The organism is Pseudidiomarina sediminum DSM 21906 (genome assembly GCF_000423165.1).
In the GTDB taxonomy this organism is placed as follows: domain Bacteria; phylum Pseudomonadota; class Gammaproteobacteria; order Enterobacterales; family Alteromonadaceae; genus Pseudidiomarina; species Pseudidiomarina sediminum.
Genome location: NZ_AUHL01000006.1, coordinates 1 through 17,944, shown reverse-complemented (window position 1 = coordinate 17,944; position 17,944 = coordinate 1). Strand labels below are relative to the sequence as shown.

Here is a 17,944-nt window from a genome sequence, read left to right as displayed (position 1 = left end):
TAACCACATGAAACCACCACAAAAAGGCATGATGCGTATTGTCCGTGCAACGGTCAATTCCTTGCGCGGTATGCGGCTGGCGTTGCAGTCTGAAGCAGCTGTGCGACAAGACTCCCTGCTTGCCATCGTGCTTATTCCATTAGCTCTTTATTGCGGTGCCACGCCGGTGGAAAAAGCACTGTTAATTCTGCCGGTCATGCTGTTACTGATCGTCGAGTTGCTCAACTCTGCGATTGAAGCCACGGTTGACCGTATCAGCCCCGAGTTACACGAGTTAAGTGGCAAAGCCAAAGATATTGCATCAGCAGCAGTGATGTTTACCCTGCTGCTGATCATAATCACCTGGGTCATTATTCTCTGGCCGCAACTGGTCAGCCTTTGGTGAGAACCTTTAGAGGTTATCACCAAGGTAGCTATTGACCATCTGCCGCCACTCAGCGCTGCGCACGTACTGCAATAACGCACGGTTGATCGCTTCCCGGCGCTCCGCGCGTTCCGGCAACACCAACGCATAATCTTGCGGCGCGAAGTTCTCTGGCAGTACCGACAAACCAGAAAAGTATTTCCGCAGCTGGTACTTCACCAGCGGCCCATCGTAAACGACCGCGTCGGCTTTCCCTTCACTCACGGCAGTCAATGCAGCGTTAAGCGTCGGATACTGCTGATAGCCAATATGCTCGCGGTCCAGCCAGTACGCGCTGTAAGAGCTAGGAACACTGGCCACGCGTACACTGGCAAGGTCATCTTTATTTTGTACTTTTGAAGCCAGCTTGTTGACGGTCAATGCCGAGGTGATCGAGGCCGTGAAGCTCGAAATAATAATCACACTGGTAAACATCCAGACCAGTCCCACCACGCGTCCAGCGGTCGTGCGCGGTGACTTATCACCATAGCCCACCGTCGTCATGGTGACGGCAGCCCACCAAAAACCCGCACCGATACCACGCATTGAGGTCTGACTGAATTCCTCAGGGTTACGACGACGTTCCGCAAGCCAAACTAACCAACCCGCCAACAATAAGATACTGACCAGCGCCAGCAATACCGTCAGAAACTCAAGGCTGACAAAGGCTTTCAACAAGGTCCACCAACTGGCCTCCTGCGAGGCTGGTACGGCAATACCAAGACCTGCATTGTAAAACGGCAAAGTAAAGTCGATGGCGCGTTCGCGCTCTGCGGTCACCGAGACCGCGCCTAAACCAACATCGTAGTCTCTGCTGGCGACGCCATTTATAAGCTCATCTAAAGCGACATCAACATAGGTGTAGTTGTAGCCATTGGTGGCTGCAATGTGCTCCCACAACGCTATCGTTAAGCCTTCATAGTTGCCGGCAGCATCTTGCGTGACAAATGGCGGACTAATACGTACCGCAACTTTTAACGGAGTTTCTGCGGAGGCATCCGCTGATGGTGTCGACTGCGCGAAGCTCGGTAAACTGACACTGAGAACAAGCACCCAAACCAGTGCTTTGCTAACCCAATGAAACATGTTCTCTCCTTGTTATTTTTAAGTTCTAGGGGCAAACTACTTATGAGTATACAGCCCTCAGCTAAAATGGGTGGATTATGGAACTATTTCTCGCGGTGCTGTTTTTTGCCTTTTCAACGACCATCACGCCAGGTCCAAATAACGTTATGATCATGTCCTCCGGCGTGAACTACGGTGTCCGTGCCAGCATGCCGCACTTTTTGGGGATTTGTATTGGCTTTCCCATCATGGTGCTATTGGTAGGACTTGGTTTCGGCGTGGTGTTTGAACGCTACCCCAATTTGCACCAACTCATCAAAGTAATCGGCGTTGCCTATCTGATTTGGCTCGCGTGGCATATTGCCAGCGCCGCAACGAAAGCAATTCAAGCAGGACACAAGAAAGCCTTTACCTTCTGGCAAGCGGTGCTTTTTCAATGGGTTAATGGCAAGGCATGGATGATGGCGTCGGGAGCAGTGGCCGCGTATACAACCGTCACCGGCAATCAACTGATGGAAGTGCTACTCATTAGTTTAGCCTTCTTACTGATGGCCTTTCCCTGTGTGGGCGCGTGGTTGCTATTTGGCAAACTGTTAAAGCGGCTGCTCACCAAACCGCTGTTGCAGCGGAGCTTCAATATTGCAATGGGACTCGTGCTGGTCGCCTCGATCATTCCAGTTCTACTCGACCTTTGGCACTACTACTTCGCGCCAGCCCTCTAAAACTGTAAGGCTGGCTCATCTTCCGCATCAAGGTACGCGGTAATGGCGTCGATAAAGGCGGCGCCATAGCGTTCAAACTTGGTTTGCCCCACCCCAGAAATCATCAACATACTTTGTTCATCCGTTGGGTAGTGCACCGCCATTTCAACCAGCGTTGCGTCGTTAAAGACCACAAAAGGTGGTTTCTCTTCAGCATCGGCAATGCTCTTGCGTAACGTGCGTAAGCGACGAAATAGCAACTTGTCATAGTCCGCGCGGTCTGTAACGCGAGGCTTACTCACCGCCAGGTTCAAGCGCGGCTCCGCTAAACTTAGCGGTACTTCACCACGCAGCACTGGGCGCGCCGCTGCAGTCAGCTGCAAGGTACCATAGTGCTGAATATTCTGAATCACCAAGCCACGATGAATCAATTGGCGAATAATCCCCAACCAATAGGCTTGGCTTTGGTCAGCACCAATACCAAATGTCGACAGTTGCTCATGGCCTAACGCGGTCAGCCGCTGCGATTGGCTTCCCCGCAATACATCGATGACATGGTTCGCACCAAAACGCTGGCCGACACGATAGATACAGCTTAAAACCTTCTGAGCATCAACCGTGCCATCGTATTGACGTGGTGGATCAAGACATATGTCACAGTTGCCACAGCTCTCATCACGAAACTCATTGAAGTAGTTCAACAGCACCAAGCGGCGGCAGGTTTGCGCTTCACCAAGCGCTTGCATTGCGCCAAACTTATGCAGTTCCACTTGGCGACGTTGCTCGTCCGGATGCTCGTTAATCATGCTGCGGATCCAGCCAGCATCACTCGGGTCGTAGAGTAGCAGGGCTTCTGCAGGTAACCCGTCACGCCCAGCGCGGCCAGTTTCTTGATAGTAAGCTTCAATGCTACGCGGCACGTCGAAATGCACGACAAAGCGTACGTTAGGCTTGTTAATTCCCATACCAAAGGCAACGGTGGCGACCACGACATCAATGTCATCACGCACAAAGCCTCGTAACACATAGTCACGCTCATCGTGATCCATACCCGCGTGGTAACCCGCCGCGCGAATACCGTCTTGGCGCAGGCGTTCGGCGAGCTCGTCGACGCGCTTGCGACTACCGCAATACACAATGCCTGACGCACCTTTTTGTCGCGCAATATAATCACGCAACTGCTTTTGCGGTTTGAATTTTTCTTCAACGATATAGCGAATATTCGGGCGGTCAAATGAGCTTTTGTAAATCACCGGCGCATGCAAGTGCAGGCGTTGTACGATATCAGCTTCGGTCGCGGCGTCAGCAGTGGCGGTTAATGCCATAAAAGGAACTTGGGGTAGGGCCTCACGCAGCTGTGCCAATTGCCCATATTCAGGACGAAAGTCATGCCCCCACTGCGAAATACAGTGTGCTTCGTCTATGGCGACTAAATCGACCTGCCATTGCTGTAATTGCCGCATAAAAAAGGGCAACAACGCACGCTCAGGGCTTACATACAATAACCGCAATGCCCCCGCGGCTGCTTGCTGTTGTACCTGTTGCTGCTGTTCTTGAGTGAGGCCGTTATGCAAGGCTGCGGCGGCAACCCCCATGGTTTGAAGGCTTTGCACTTGGTCTTGCATCAGTGATATCAGAGGCGAAATGACCAGCGTCACGCCCTTACCAATAACTGCCGGCAACTGATAACACAGCGATTTACCACCACCAGTGGGCATCAACACCAGCGCATCTTTACCCTCCATGACCGCTGCGATCACTTGCTCTTGGCCTTGCCGAAATGCGGCATAACCAAAAACATCGGCAAGGACTTTTGACAGCGCGGCTGCGGTCATTTCTACGACTCCGATTGCACGTGAATGAAATTAGCTCTATTGTATGCATCCCACGCATTCAGCACCACCGCCAAGCTGGTATTTCCGACAATTCTGCGTGGTAACAGTATAGTTTTCGCACAATTTTAGTTCCGCTCAACCAAAGAGAGTTCGCCACATGACCGATGACGCTAAGCGCAGTCGCCAAGGGGTATTTTTTGCTATTGCCGCCTATACCATGTGGGGTATCGCGCCAATTTATTTCAAATGGCTGCAGCAGGTGCCTGCACTTGAGATCCTCAGCCACCGAATTCTCTGGTCGTTTGTGCTGGTGCTCATTTTGATCGTCGGTCTTGGTCGTTTTCACCGCATCAAGCCGGTGCTCACCAATCGCTCGCAAATGATCCGTTTGACCATCGCAACCTTTTTGCTCGGTGGCAATTGGTTTTTGTTCATCTGGGCCATCAATAACGATCATATTCTCGACGCCAGCTTAGGTTATTACATCAATCCGTTGTTAAACGTCGCCATTGGTATGGTGGTCTTCGGTGAACGTATGCGTAAAGTGCAACTGGTGGCCATCTTGTTGGCGGTCACGGGGGTGTTGATTCAGGTGGTATCATTTGGCTCAGTGCCTTGGGTGGCACTCGCTCTGGCCTGTAGCTTTGCTATTTATGGCGCCATTCGTAAACGTTTGCCGGTGGACTCCATGACAGGTCTTTGGCTTGAAACTGCTATTTTGGCGCCGTTGGTACTCGCTTACTTACTGTTTTTCGCCGACTCTCCGGCGAGCGATATGACTGCAAACAGCTGGAACTTGAACCTGTTATTGATTGCTGCAGGTGTCGTTACGACAGCGCCGTTATTATGTTTCACCGCTGCAGCACAGCGTATTCGTTATGCCACCTTAGGCTTTTTCCAGTATATCGGCCCGAGCCTCATGTTTGTGCTGGCAGTATGGGTGTACGGCGAACCCTTAGCGGCAGACAAGCTGATTACTTTCGCCATTATTTGGTTCGCTTTGGCACTCTATAGTATCGATAGCTTAGTCCATCAACAGCGGTCTAAGCGCGCGTAAGCCACCACCAACCACTTGCTGCCGACATCGTCAAAATTGATTTGAATACGGCTTTGTGCACCACTGCCTTCGTAATTCAACACGGTGCCCTCACCAAATTTGGTGTGGCGCACCCGTTGCCCGAGCTGGTAACCGGTTTCCGCAAAGGCCTCATGACTAGCGCCACTATGAAAGCGCCCCATCGCTGGTGTCGTATCGGCCTGTGAACGGCTTACCATGCGTACATGATGCAGATTTTCAGGGGGGATTTCTGCGATAAAACGACTGGCGCGATGCAGCATCTCTTTGCCATAAATACGTCGCTGTTCGGCGTAAGTTATCACCAGCTTTTGCATCGCGCGAGTCATGCCGACGTAGCACAAGCGGCGCTCTTCAGCGAGCCGGCCAGATTCATCTAGCGACTGCTGTGAAGGGAATAAACCTTCTTCGACACCGCACATGAACACCAACGGGAACTCTAGCCCCTTAGCGCTGTGCAACGTCATCAACTGCACCGCATCTTGGTGTTCGTCAGCTTGCTCTTCACCCGACTCGAGGGCAGCATGCGCCAAAAACGCGTTCAGTGGGGTGAGCTCTTCATTCACAGCATTATCAAACTGGTCAAAGTTATCGCACGCGTTAACCAGCTCTTTTAAGTTCTCAACCCGAGTTTCGGCTTTTTCGCCTTTTTCAGCCTGATACATCGCCATCAAGCCACTGTTTTTAATCACGGTATCCACTTGGCGACCCAAGCTAAAGTCTGCGGTGTCGTCTTCAAGCGTATCCATCAAGTCGATAAATGCCAATACCGCATTGGCCGCACGCCCAGTTAGCACCTTTTCATTGGCTAACTGTTTCGCGGCATCCCAAAGCGGAATACTGCGCTGCCGCGCCCCGTCACGAACGATATCTAAGGTGCGCGCGCCAATACCGCGGGTTGGGGTATTGATGACCCGCTCAAAGGCAGCATCATCATTGCGATTCACCAACAAACGTAAGTAACTCAGCGCATCCTTGACTTCTTGACGGTCAAAGAAGCGCAATCCGCCATAGATACGGTAAGGAATACGGGCATGCAATAAGGCTTCTTCGAGCACCCGCGATTGCGCGTTACTACGGTACAGCAGCGCCACATCAGTTAAGGCATTGCCTTGCTCGTGCCACGATTCAATCTGACCGGCAATATAGCGTGCTTCATCCATTTCGTTGTAGGCAGCATAGAGATCAATCGGCTCACCATCGCCACCCTCTGTCCACAACTCTTTGCCGAGACGATCACTGTTGTTGGCGATGACGCTATTGGCAGCACTCAAAATAGTGTTGGTAGAACGATAGTTTTGCTCCAAACGAATGGTTTCAACGTTCGGAAAGTCACGCGTAAACTGATGAATATTCTCTATTTTAGCGCCACGCCAGCCATAAATAGACTGATCATCATCACCGACGATGGTGACAAAGTTATCGGTACTCTCTCCGCCACCAGACAGCAATTTGACCCAAGCATATTGAATGGCGTTGGTATCTTGGAACTCGTCCACCAAAATATGGCGGAAACGACGTTGATAATGCTCGCGCACAATACTGTTATCACGCAGCAACTCATGCGCGCGCAACAGCAATTCGGCAAAATCTACCAGGCCGGCACGATCACAGGCAACTTGGTAGGCGTCATAGATTTCTTTGTAAGTGCGTTCATTAAAGTCATAACCGTCGATATGGTGCGGTCGCAAGCCTTCATCTTTCTTTGCATTGATAAACCACATAGCTTGCTTCGGCGACCAACGCTTTTCATCAAGGTTCAGGCTGCGCATGATGCGCTTAATCATACGCTGTTGATCATCACTATCTAAGATCTGGAAGTTCTGCGGTAACTTAGCGTCCAAATAATGCGCCCGTAATAGGCGATGCGCGAGCCCGTGAAAGGTACCAATCCACATTGCTCGGGTTGAGCTTCCCATCAGTTCCTCAACACGCCCTCGCATTTCAGCTGCGGCCTTATTGGTAAAGGTAACGGCCATAATGCTGTACGGCGAAAGCTGAACCTCTTGCATGAGCCACGCAATACGATGCACTAACACCCGCGTTTTACCACTGCCGGCGCCCGCCAACACCAACATATGGCGCTCTGGCGCACTCACTGCTGCGCGCTGTTTGTCGTTCAGTTGCTCAAGCAAAGGGTGCTGTGTCATATCAAATCCATGAGGTCAAAGTCGAAAAATCACTGCCGTTTGAGACGTCAGTTTAAAGGGCGACTACTGTATATGCAACCAGTTAGTCGAGCAGCAGCGCACGCAATTGCTGCAAAGAATCGAATGCAACGGTCGGCAATACCGATAAGGTATCTGCTTGGTACAAGCCCTGCCGATACCAAGCCGTTTGCCAACCAAAGCGCTGCCCACCAAACACGTCAGCATGTGGACTATCACCAACATGTAACCACGCAGAGGCGGGGATCTGTGGAAAAGTTTCTGTCGCCACGGCAAACATATCACCATGAGGCTTACCGCGGATGCCTTGCCCCGGTTGCACGACCAGCGCAAAGTACTCCGCTAAACCTATTGCCGCAGTGTCGACATTACCATTACTCAAGGCAATCAATGGATAGCGCTGTGCCAGCTCAGCCAAGAGCTGGTGGGTCTCAGCGCTAACCTGAACGTTGTTGCGATGGCGCAAAAAGGTCGCAAAGATCTGCTCTGCTCCTTGTCGAGCCTGTTGCGCTTCAGTGCCTAGCTGCAGCAAACCTTGCTCCAGTGTCGCCAGCCGCAAAGCTGTCATGTCGGCCGCCAAATTGGGGTCAGTTTGCATCAGCCGATGACGCAAATCAGCCCATTGTTGCTGACTCCACTGGCCTGCCTGTGGATAATACTCACATAATGCGTGATAAGCTTCGCGTTCTGCACGTTCCATTACAGGAACATTGTCATAAAGGGTATCGTCAAGATCAAAACTTAAAGCTTGAACAGGCTTGAGGCGGCGGAAAAACTGCATCACAACTGAAAACTCCGGTTACTTCTTACGTGCTCGCGGGTGCGCAGCATCGTACACTTTCGCCAAATGCTGAAAGTCTAAGTGGGTGTACACTTGCGTGGTACTCAAATTGGCGTGGCCCAACAGTTCTTGCACCGCGCGCAAATCACCGCTCGATTCTAACATATGTGAGGCAAAGGAGTGACGCAGCTTATGCGGATGCAGATTACCTTTGAGACCTTGCAGTTTCCCCCAATGATTCAACCGTTGTTGCACCGTCCGAGGACTAATGCGTTGCTGGCGTTGACTGATAAACAAGGCCACCTCAGTAAGGTTGCCTTGCAACCAACGGCTACGGACGGGGAGCCACTTTTTTAACGCCGCAGCGGCGCAACGACCATAGGGCACGATCCGTACTTTTGAGCCCTTACCCAGCACCCGTAGCTCTTGGTGACGCGGATTAATCCCATCAATATCTAAGGCAACTAACTCCGCTAAGCGTAGACCACTGCCATACAACAGCTCCATCATCGCCGCGTCGCGTAACGCCAGCTCGTCATCTTCAGGCAGTTGCAAAAGTTGACTAATACTATCCACATCAAGATTTTTGGGCAGACGTTTCGCCGCTTTCGGGGCTTTGATTTGGCGCGCGGGGTTATCAAAGCGCCAGCTTTGCCGAATACAGTAATCAAAACAGGTCCGCCAAGCTGAGAGGTGCAGCGCCAGAGAAGCATCACCTAAGCCTGCACGGCGCCAGTCCATAAACAGGCGCTCAAAAACAGGTAGGGTCACCTCAGCGAGGGAGGTCGCCCCTAGTAGCTCCAACTGTTCGATGTCGTGCTGCAAGACGCGACCATAGTTGGCGAGAGTGTGTTCTGCTAAACCGCGCTCGCCAGCAAGATGATTGAGGAATTTTTGCCGGACATCAAGCAGTTTCATGATGGTTTAACAGCGGTGGCAGGATCAGGCTTAACAGCACTTGCAGCTGTTTTACCAATAAGGTGTCCATGGCTGGCTCAAAATGGCCCGCGTCATGATTGCCAATCGCCAGCATGCCAAGTTCGCCTTGCTCACCTAACAGCAACAGTACCACCGAGCCAATGTTTTCATCCTGAAACAGCAGTCGTTGCTCGTCCCGCGTTAACCGCCCTAAGTAAATACTGTCTTCTTGAAAACGTTTACTTAACAGCTGCTTGTGAGTGTCTGCAGCGAAAGTAAACTGAGCTTCTAAATCAAGTGGACTGTCAAAAAACTTCAAGGTTAAGGCGGGCATTTGCAACTGCTCAGAAAACGTCAGTTGTAGGCTATCCATTACCTCATCAATCGAGCGGCTCTGTAACAACTTCACATAGAGCTCACTGAAATAGCGAAACAACTCTTCGTTGCGCCGAGCGGTCACCATCAGCTCTGTAATTTCCTCTTCGAGCTGCTGTACCCGCTGACGTAGCACTTGCTGTTGCCGTTCGACCAAAGACACCGCACCTTTACTTTGGTGGCGTACCGACAAGTGCTGTAGCAACTGTGGGTGACGATCAAAAAAGTCAGGGTTCTCTTCCAAATAAGCGGCGATGAGGCTGTCATCTACAACAGCATCGGGCACGCATTTTTTTGCTTCGGTACTCATAATTTCATATGTCCATCAAAAACATGCTCCGCCGGCCCTGTCATACGTACTGGCTGACCAGGCTGCCAACGGATGGTTAAGCTACCGCCAGGAAGCTCGACACGCACAGTATCATCCAGCTTGCCTTGGCGCATGCCAATGACCGCCGCTGCGCAAGCACCACTACCACAGGCTTGAGTTTCCCCCGTGCCGCGCTCATACACGCGCAACTTAATGTGATCACGGCTCATAATTTGCATAAAGCCAGCGTTCACCCCTTCAGGGAAACGCTCATGGGTGGCAAGCGCTTTCCCAAGCACAGCAACGGGCGCATGATAAATATCTTCCACTTCGGTTACACAATGTGGGTTTCCTAGCCCCATCACACCGCATAACACGGTCTGCTCTTGTACCCGCAAAATATAGGTCAGTTCTTCTTTGTTCGCTTTGAACGGAACCGCGCTGGGAGCAAACAACGGCATCCCCATTTCGACGGTGATACGTCCGTCACGTTCATGGTGCAATACCAGTTGCCCAGCTTTGGTGCTGACCCGCAAATGATGCTTGTTACTCAAGCCCTTATGCCGGACAAACAAGGCAAAACAGCGCGCGCCATTACCGCATTGCGCCACTTCACTGCCATCTGCATTAAAAATACGATAATGAAAATCTAGATCAGGGTCGTACGGCGGCTCGACCAGTAGCAATTGATCAAAGCCAATCCCACGGTGGCGATCCGCCCACTGACGGATCTGCTCAGGATTCACATAAATCGTTTGGGTTACGTTATCAATGACCATGAAATCATTACCTAACCCATGCATTTTGCTAAAGTTCACGCATCCTCTCCGAGTAAATGTTCCCCTTGCCATAAACTTTCAAGTGGCTCACGCTCACGAATGAGTGTTGCGCTCGCGCCGTGCACCATCACTTCGGCAGCACGTGGCCGAGTGTTGTAATTAGAGGCCATCGTAAAACCATAGGCGCCTGCATTCATTACCGCCAGTAAATCACCTTCTTCAGCCGCTAAGTGGCGGGCATGACCGAAGAAATCGCCGGTTTCACATACGGGGCCAACCACATCAACGAGCGGTTCATCAAGACCCTCATGACGTTGCACGGCAACGATGTCATGGTAGGCGTTATAGAGCGATGGCCGAAGTAAATCGTTCATCCCGGCATCAACCAAGAGGAAGTTTTTCTCGCTACCCGGCTTATAGTACTCAACCTTAGTGACCATCACGCCGGTATTGCCGACAATCGAGCGGCCTGGCTCTAACATCAGGGTGAGATCACCCATTTCTTTAGCGCGCTCTTGTAATGATTGTAAGTAACCACTCACATCTAGCTTGGCTTCATGCTGATATGGAATTCCAAAACCACCGCCCATATCGAGGTGGGTGATTTGAATACCTTCGGCGCGCAAGTCACGGATCAACGCGAACATTCGCTCTGAAGCATCCATAAATGGCTGTGCAGAAAGAATTTGTGAGCCGATATGACAATCCACACCTCGCATATCAAGGTTTGGCAGTTGGGCACCGCGACGGAACACCTCGCGGGCATCGCTCATCGCAATCCCAAACTTGTTGGCCTTTAAACCCGTCGCGATATAAGGATGTGTTTGCGCGTCAACATCAGGATTCACCCGCAATGAAATAGGTGCCACACAACCTTGCTCGGCCGCCACGGCTTGAATCCGCTCCAGCTCTGCTGCTGATTCGACGTTAAAGCAGCCGATACCTTGCTCCAACGCATAGGCAATTTCTTCACGGCTTTTACCGACGCCAGAAAACACCACATCTTTGGCCTTGCCACCCGCCGCCAAAACGCGTGCAAGCTCACCACCTGAGACAATGTCAAAACCTGCGCCTAATCGCGCCAGCACATTCAAAACGGCAATGTTTGAATTTGCTTTGACTGCGTAGCAAAGTTTATGAGGCGCTGGCCAATGTGCCGCAAACTGCTGCCAGTTTTCGATAATTGCGGCTTTCGAGTAAACAAATAAAGGGGTGCCGTACTGCTTGGCCAAGTCGGCAATGGCGCAGTCTTCAGCAAATAATTGGTTGCCTTGATAGGTAAAACTCATGATGTAACTTCGCTATCCTGTAGTAGTTGGGAGGCCGCAGCTGTCGATGGCTGATTCTTCTCCGCCGGCGGCGGCATCTCCAATGGACCTTTTTGTCCACAGGCGACCAAGGTCAAGCTAGCTGCTACAATGATCGGACGCATTACTTTCAGCTTAAACATCGGTAAACTGTACCCTTGTAAATTGCAATTTTATTGTGCGTCTATCATCGCATTGAAGCGCACAAATGTCATTATCAGGAGTTGACATGCACGACAACGAGTATCATGAACTCGCCGAAGCGACTATTTGGGCCATTGAAGCGGCTTTTGAGAACACCGGTCTCGATATCGATAGCGAGTGTGACGGCGACCTGTTAGAAATTACCTTCCCAAACCGCACCGTGATGGTAATTAACAAACAGCCACCATTACAACAGCTGTGGGTTGCCACCAAATTCAATGGTCATCACTTTGAATACCGTGACGGCCAGTGGATTGATAATCGCACGGGTGCCGAGCTGTGGGAATTATTGACCGAGTCAGGCAGCAAGCAAGCAGAACAGTCGATCACGCTAACAGCGGAGTAAGCATGAGCACTACATTACGCATCGCCACACGTAAAAGCCTCTTGGCTATGTGGCAGGCAGAGCATATTAAAGCACGCCTTGAAGCACTGCATGACGGGTTAACCGTTGAGCTGTTGCCGATGAGCACCAAAGGCGACATTATTCTGGATACCCCATTAGCCAAAATCGGTGGGAAGGGCTTATTCGTAAAAGAGCTCGAAGTCGCCATGCTTGAAGGGCGCGCCGATTTGGCGGTGCACTCAATGAAGGATCTGCCCGTCGAGTTTCCACCAGGGCTTGAGCTTTTTGGTATTTGCGAACGTGAAGATCCGCGTGATGCTTTCGTCTCGAACCACTATTTTTCGTTAGACGAGCTGCCTGAAGGCGCCATCGTCGGTACCTGTAGCTTGCGCCGCAAGTGTCAAATTTTGGCGCGGTACCCACATTTAGTGGTACACGACTTACGCGGTAATGTACAAACTCGGTTGGGTAAACTCGACGATGGTCAGTTTGATGCCATTATTTTAGCCGCGTCTGGACTGATTCGTTTGGACTTAGCTGAACGTATTCGCCAACGTCTACCCGAAGATATTTGTTTACCAGCAAATGGCCAGGGCGTACTCGGCATTGAGTGTCGTAGTGACGATACGCAAACCAAAGCCTTGTTGGCTCCTTTGACTTGCCCAACCACCCGCAGCTGTGTGTTAGCCGAACGTGCGATGAACCGGCGCTTGCAAGGTGGCTGTCAGGTACCTATTGGCGCCTATGCCGTACTTGAAGGCGACGAAGTGTATCTACGCGGCCTCGTTGGACGACCTGATGGCAGTGAAATTATTGAAGGTGAGATCCGCGGTCATCGCGATGATGCTGAGCAGCTTGGTATTGAGCTTGCTGATTATCTGTTGTCGCGTGGGGCGGGCAAAATTCTCACTGAAGTTTATGCGGAGAATGAACTGCACTCATGAAACACCTGTTAATCCTTCGTCCCCCTGCGCAAGCCGATGAGCTGGAACAGATGTTGCAGCGACAAGCCGCAGCAGGGCGCATACCAGTCACTATCGAAAGTGCCAGTATGCTTGCGATCCAAGGTTATGACGATCCTGCGCATAGCTTGATCGAAATCCTCTCGCAGCCGTGGGACGGAGCATTAATGGTGAGTGTCAACGCCGCCCAATACTTTGCGCAGCAAGCGCAAGCGTGGGCACCGGGTTACGCGCTTCCGCGCTGTCGTTGGTATGCCGTCGGTCCAGTTTCGGCGGCGGCGATTGCCAACGTTGTGCAGCAACCGGTTACCTGCCCATGGCGTGAGCACAACAGTGACGCGTTGTTAAAACTACCCGAGTTGCAACAGGTCAAAGATCAACGCTGGCTGATCGTTCGCGGCCATGGTGGGCGAGAGTTGTTCGCCGATACCATGCGCGCGCGCGGCGCTCAGATTGAATACCTTGAGGTGTATCAGCGGATCACGAAAACCTTCCCAGCAGATCAATTACAACACTGGCAACAACGCGTGGATACCATTTTGGTCAGTAGTGCCGAACAACTTGGTGCTTTCCTTGCGCAAGTTCCTAGTGAAGCTTTACCTTGGTTGACGAGCTGTCAATGGGTTGTCGCCAGTGAACGATTAAAGCAGTTGTTACCCACCGCGATGCAACACAACGCAAGTGTTGCCGATAGTGCGGCAAGTTTTGCTATGGTAGAAGCATGGCAGCGCACCCTGCAATTAACAAAGGAAGTCTAATCCATGTCGAACGAATCCAAAGACTTAACAATGCCAGCAGAAGAGACCGTTGCTGAAGACACGCAAGAAAGCAGCACCAACGCTACACAGCGTGAGAAGCGCGGCCTGCCTATCGCTTGGATCATTATTAGCTTGTTCGTCATTGCGAGTGTTGCCGCAGGCTGGCTCGGGTACCGCTATGTTTACCAAGATCTGCTCGCGACCAATCAACAACTGCAACAACAGGCACAATCCCAAGCGACCCAGTTGAGTGCATTAAACGATGAACTCACACAGCTTAAGCGTCAGCAACAACAATTACCAAGTCAGATCGAGCAACAACTACAACACACAGAACAAGGCTTACGCCGAGCCGTCAGTCAACAAGCGCAAGAGCAAAGCGATTTGCAACGCGCTGTACAAGCGGTTCAAGCTGAGCTGGCAGGACTAGATGTGTCACAGGCGACCGCATGGCGTGTGATCGAAGCTCGACAATTGGTTGAACAGGCCAGCAACAAAGTCTACATCGACCAAAAACCGCCGTTAGCGCTACAGTTACTAACGCTGGCCGATACCCATTTGGCGGCACTCAATAATCCGGCCTACCAAGCCGCACGCCAAGCGATTAATGATGACAAAGTCGCACTCAATAGCATCGCCGTCGATCAACATTTACAGGTCGCAATGACCCTCAGCAGCTTACGCGCCAACTTAATGCAGCAAGACTGGCAGATGGTGCAACCGAGCCTAGTAAGCGAGGCGATTGCCACCCCTGCAGACGCGCCTTGGTACCAACACTTTAAAGCCAGTATGGGCAAGCTATTTCAGCAATTGATCCAAGTGCAACATCGCAGCAAACCCATTACTCCGCAGCTTTCAGCAGCCTTTATCGAGCTCAGTAAGCAACGTGTCTTGCTGCAACTGCAGTTAGCCCAACAAGCCGCACTGAGCCAAAGTGACAGCCTCTTTCAAGCCAGCTTAACTGAAGCGCTTGCCTTGCTTAGCGAGCTTGCCGGGCAAACCGAACTGCCGCTCGACGGGACAGCCGAACAGTTAACCCGATTACGCAATCAGCAGTTACAGCCCAAACTGCCAGAACAACTACGTAGCTTGGCGATTCTGAACCGTCACGCGCAAGCGGTCACCACAGGAGCACGCCCATGAGATATGCATGGATCATCATTCTCCTTTTGGTAGCAGGACTCTTCATTGGTCCGCTTTGGGACGGCAATACCGGTTACGTACTCATTGCCGTAGGCAACTACACCATTCAAACCAGCTTGGTCGCCGCAGTCATTCTGTTAACCCTGACCTTGATCGTTTTACGCGTGCTATGGCGCTTTATCATGCGCCTGATCCAAGGCACGGCTTGGGGCATGAAATGGTTCGGACAACGGCGCACAAGCAAAGCGCAAGCAGCCTTTGCTGAAGGCGCTACAGCTTTAGTGAATGGTGATTCAGTGCATGCCTCGCGTGCCTTTAATCGCAGCTGGCAGTTACGCCATGACGGCACTGTCGCACTATTTGCTGGCTATGCTGCTGCACAAAACCAGGACTACGCCCAAGCGCGTGATTGGCTGACCCATACGCCAAACCCAGAACAACTGCAGCTGGCAGAGGTCTTATTTAGCTTTCAGCAAAACCCTGAACACACTGCGCAACGCTTTGCCGAGTTGAAGCAGTTACGCCAAGCGCATCCACAGCACCCACAACTGCTACGTTTAACACTAGCTGTATACGAGCAGCAACATCGCTGGGACGACCTTATCGCAAGTTTAGAGGACGCCAAGCGCTTAGAGGTACTTACGGCCACTGAACTTGAACAGCTGACGACGCGGGCCTATCGGGAACATTTCCTAAGCATTGGTCGTAGCAACGCGAGTGCACTTGAAGAACATTGGCGCTCCCTTGCTCGAGAAAAGCGCCGTCATGCGCCAATACGCGCCGCCTATCTCAGTGCGCTGAAGACGTTTCAACAACTTGATGCTGCCGACAAAGTTGCAGCGCGGGGACTTAAACGGGGCGATATCACACTGGCACAGTTACTGGATCAGCAACTGCTGGTGCCGGGTGTTGAGCTACGAGAGTATCTGCAAACACAACTGAAAAAACATCCGGAAGATGGTCTGCTATTGCAAGCAATGGGACAAATGGCGATGCAAGCCAAAGAGTGGGCATTAGCAGAGCGCGCCCTACGGCGCGCCTCTGAGTTAGTGCCTTCACAACGTGTCTGGCTCGATTTAGCGCACGTTTACGCAGCGGAAGGAAACTCGCAAGCTGCGTTAAATGCCTACGAAAAGGCCATGCGCTAATTTCGCTCCTTACTGCCGCACCCCTTCAATCGATAGGTACATTTCGACGGTCCGTGCGGCAGGACCAAGATCATAATCAATCCCAAAGTCCGCTAGCGTAAGCGTGGTTGAGCCCTCGAAACCGCGACGGAAGCCGCCCCAAGGATCATTCCCGGCACCTACTTCACTCACATCAATGGTAATCGACTTGGTAACGCCGTGCAGGGTAAGATCGCCAGTCAAGGCCGCTGTGCCATCTTCATTCGGGGTATAACTGGTCGATACAAAGGTTGCCTCAGGATAGCTCGCAGTATCGAGAAAATCTTCGCCACGCAAGTGCTTATCACGCTCAGCGTGGTTACTATCAAGACTATTCGTATCAATGGTTACCGACACCTTAGCAGCACTTGGGTTCGCTTCATCGTAGCTAAATGAGCCTTCAAAGTCGGTGAACTCGCCGAGTAACCAGCTATATCCCATGTGGCTGATTTTGAATTGAATAAAGGCATGCTGGCCTTCAATGTCAATCACATAGTCATCGGCTTTTGCGTTGCTAATACCTGTGGTTAAGGTTGCTGCAATCACAGCGGCTAACATAAGTGTTTTCATCGTTTATCTCCTAGTGAAGTGTTTTCTTGTGGCGCAAGCATTCGCTTCAAGGTGTTGTGCTTACGCGCAAAGTGGTGCCATAAAGCTGCAAGAGCATGGCCAGTAGCAAGTAGAACGAGGCTTAACGCTGCATACCAATGGATCGCCCCGGCAACATCCGCTTGTTGCGGTATTGAGGTTATAAATGCAGGAACCTCAAACCAATCAAACACCGCGATACCGCGCCCCTCAGCAGTGGAGATCAAGTAACCACTGATCAGCGTCACCAACAGCAGGATATAGAGCAGGGTATGTCCGGCGTGCGCAGCAAAGCGTTCGATCGCACGACCTGACAACTGTGGTCGGGGCTGTACGAATCGCCAAACCAGCCGGGCGAGCGTTAGACTCAGCAATAACATGCCTATGGACTTGTGCCACCAAGGACCAAGCCGATACCAAGGGTCATAATAGGTTAAGGTCAACATCCAGTAGCCAAGCGCAAACAAGCCAATAACAGCAAATGCTGAGAGCCAATGAATAAGGATTGCGATCCAGCCATAGCTAGATGTGGTGTTTCGTAGCATAAGAACCTCGTGTTTCAATGAGGTCCATTTTAGTTCTTATTTATAGGATGAATAGCGCGAAAAATAGCATGAAGTGTTCGATTTAATAGGATGGTTATTCGTTGTTCGTTATTCGTTAGTCGTTAGTCGTTAGTCGTTATTCGTTGATCAAGCAGCAAGCAGCGAAGAACCAGAAACAAAAAAGCCCCCAGCGTTAGCTGAGGGCTTTTTCTTATTTGAAGCCTGGCGGTGTCCTACATTACTCCGGGCCTCCTGCCCTCCGCCCTTCGGGCCGCTGCACGCAGCGGTCAAAATTGCTCCCGGCAATTTTGTCACATGCCCATGTTCGTGTAGCACAACACCCAAAATAAAAAATCCCCCGTACTTTCGTACGAGGGATGTTTTTATTTGAAGCCTGGCGGTGTCCTACTCTCACATGGGGAAGCCCCACACTACCATCGGCGCTGAAGCGTTTCACTACTGAGTTCGGAATGGGTCAGGTGGTTCCACTTCGCTATTGCCGCCAGGCATAAACT

Annotated in this window: 19 protein-coding genes and 1 rRNA gene; 8 read left to right on the top strand and 12 right to left on the bottom strand. The window is 51.5% G+C overall.

Annotated elements, in window-relative coordinates; all coding sequences use genetic code 11:
- The first annotated feature begins 7 nt into the window (after positions 1-7).
- Entirely contained in the window at positions 8-385 is a 378-nt protein-coding gene (locus G535_RS0101805) for a diacylglycerol kinase (RefSeq protein ID WP_026860499.1), read from the top strand.
- A gap of 6 nt (positions 386-391) precedes the next feature.
- Here G535_RS0101805 and G535_RS0101800 read toward each other — a convergent pair whose 3' ends face one another.
- On the bottom strand, positions 392-1,489 hold the full coding sequence (locus tag G535_RS0101800) for a transporter substrate-binding domain-containing protein (protein WP_026860498.1): 1,098 nt from the start codon (positions 1,487-1,489) through the stop codon (positions 392-394).
- 77 nt (positions 1,490-1,566) lie between these two features.
- Here G535_RS0101800 and G535_RS0101795 point away from each other — a divergent pair, with 77 nt between their 5' ends.
- Positions 1,567-2,190, top strand: a complete 624-nt coding sequence (locus G535_RS0101795; RefSeq protein WP_026860497.1) for a LysE family translocator — start codon at positions 1,567-1,569, stop codon at positions 2,188-2,190.
- Here the strand turns inward: G535_RS0101795 and recQ are convergent.
- Positions 2,187-4,004 carry a DNA helicase RecQ gene (recQ, locus tag G535_RS0101790; RefSeq protein WP_026860496.1) on the bottom strand — a complete coding sequence of 606 codons (1,818 nt, stop codon included), beginning with the start codon at positions 4,002-4,004 and terminating at the stop codon, positions 2,187-2,189. The genes G535_RS0101795 and recQ overlap by 4 nt on opposite strands.
- A 157-nt stretch (positions 4,005-4,161) precedes the next feature.
- Between recQ and rarD the strand changes: the two genes are divergently transcribed.
- The gene (rarD, locus tag G535_RS0101785; RefSeq protein ID WP_026860495.1) at positions 4,162-5,061 is read left to right on the top strand and encodes an EamA family transporter RarD; all 900 of its coding nucleotides are present in this window, start codon (positions 4,162-4,164) and stop codon (positions 5,059-5,061) included.
- Here rarD and uvrD read toward each other — a convergent pair.
- The 7 genes from uvrD to lptM form a co-directional block, all read right to left on the bottom strand.
- Complete coding sequence (gene uvrD / locus G535_RS0101780; protein WP_026860494.1) at positions 5,037-7,229, bottom strand: DNA helicase II; 2,193 nt, start codon at positions 7,227-7,229, stop codon at positions 5,037-5,039. The two genes, rarD and uvrD, sit on opposite strands and share 25 nt — an antisense overlap.
- Before the next feature lie 82 nt (positions 7,230-7,311).
- Complete coding sequence (locus tag G535_RS0101775) at positions 7,312-8,028, bottom strand: HAD-IA family hydrolase (RefSeq protein ID WP_026860493.1); 717 nt, start codon at positions 8,026-8,028, stop codon at positions 7,312-7,314.
- 18 nt (positions 8,029-8,046) lie between these two features.
- Positions 8,047-8,946, bottom strand: a complete 900-nt coding sequence (locus G535_RS0101770; protein WP_026860492.1) for a tyrosine recombinase XerC — start codon at positions 8,944-8,946, stop codon at positions 8,047-8,049.
- Positions 8,933-9,631, bottom strand: a complete 699-nt coding sequence (locus tag G535_RS0101765; protein ID WP_026860491.1) for a DUF484 family protein — start codon at positions 9,629-9,631, stop codon at positions 8,933-8,935. The genes G535_RS0101770 and G535_RS0101765 overlap by 14 nt, the downstream gene beginning before the upstream one ends.
- Positions 9,628-10,482, bottom strand: coding sequence for a diaminopimelate epimerase (dapF, locus tag G535_RS0101760; protein ID WP_034727333.1), 855 nt, complete (start codon positions 10,480-10,482; stop codon positions 9,628-9,630). Before dapF ends, G535_RS0101765 begins: the two co-directional genes overlap by 4 nt.
- Complete coding sequence (gene lysA / locus G535_RS0101755; RefSeq protein ID WP_026860489.1) at positions 10,446-11,699, bottom strand: diaminopimelate decarboxylase; 1,254 nt, start codon at positions 11,697-11,699, stop codon at positions 10,446-10,448. The genes dapF and lysA overlap by 37 nt, the downstream gene beginning before the upstream one ends.
- Positions 11,696-11,860, bottom strand: a complete 165-nt coding sequence (gene lptM / locus G535_RS14000) for an LPS translocon maturation chaperone LptM (protein WP_084616751.1) — start codon at positions 11,858-11,860, stop codon at positions 11,696-11,698. The genes lysA and lptM overlap by 4 nt, the downstream gene beginning before the upstream one ends.
- A gap of 86 nt (positions 11,861-11,946) precedes the next feature.
- On the opposite strand from lptM, the gene cyaY reads away from it, so the two are divergent.
- Genes cyaY through G535_RS0101725 form a run of 5 tightly spaced genes read left to right on the top strand, consistent with a single transcriptional unit; the run spans position 11,947 to position 16,278 of the window.
- Positions 11,947-12,267: an iron donor protein CyaY gene (cyaY, locus tag G535_RS0101745; RefSeq protein ID WP_026860488.1), complete on the top strand. Its 321-nt coding sequence runs from the start codon at positions 11,947-11,949 to the stop codon at positions 12,265-12,267.
- Positions 12,268-12,269: 2 nt separating this feature from the next.
- Positions 12,270-13,211 (top strand): hydroxymethylbilane synthase, encoded by a 942-nt coding sequence (gene hemC / locus G535_RS0101740; protein ID WP_026860487.1) that lies wholly within the window; start codon positions 12,270-12,272, stop codon positions 13,209-13,211.
- Entirely contained in the window at positions 13,208-13,987 is a 780-nt protein-coding gene (locus G535_RS12640) for a uroporphyrinogen-III synthase (RefSeq protein WP_051206893.1), read from the top strand. Before hemC ends, G535_RS12640 begins: the two co-directional genes overlap by 4 nt.
- Before the next feature lie 3 nt (positions 13,988-13,990).
- Positions 13,991-15,130: a uroporphyrinogen-III C-methyltransferase gene (locus tag G535_RS0101730; protein ID WP_026860486.1), complete on the top strand. Its 1,140-nt coding sequence runs from the start codon at positions 13,991-13,993 to the stop codon at positions 15,128-15,130.
- Entirely contained in the window at positions 15,127-16,278 is a 1,152-nt protein-coding gene (locus G535_RS0101725; RefSeq protein ID WP_026860485.1) for a heme biosynthesis HemY N-terminal domain-containing protein, read from the top strand. The genes G535_RS0101730 and G535_RS0101725 overlap by 4 nt, the downstream gene beginning before the upstream one ends.
- A gap of 9 nt (positions 16,279-16,287) precedes the next feature.
- Here the strand turns inward: G535_RS0101725 and G535_RS0101720 are convergent, their stop codons facing one another.
- From G535_RS0101720 to rrf, 3 genes are all read right to left on the bottom strand, one after another.
- Entirely contained in the window at positions 16,288-16,866 is a 579-nt protein-coding gene (locus tag G535_RS0101720; RefSeq protein WP_026860484.1) for a YceI family protein, read from the bottom strand.
- Positions 16,863-17,429, bottom strand: coding sequence for a cytochrome b (locus tag G535_RS0101715; RefSeq protein ID WP_026860483.1), 567 nt, complete (start codon positions 17,427-17,429; stop codon positions 16,863-16,865). Before G535_RS0101715 ends, G535_RS0101720 begins: the two co-directional genes overlap by 4 nt.
- A gap of 392 nt (positions 17,430-17,821) precedes the next feature.
- A 5S ribosomal RNA gene (gene rrf / locus G535_RS0101705) occupies positions 17,822-17,936 on the bottom strand.
- Positions 17,937-17,944 lie beyond the last annotated feature (8 nt).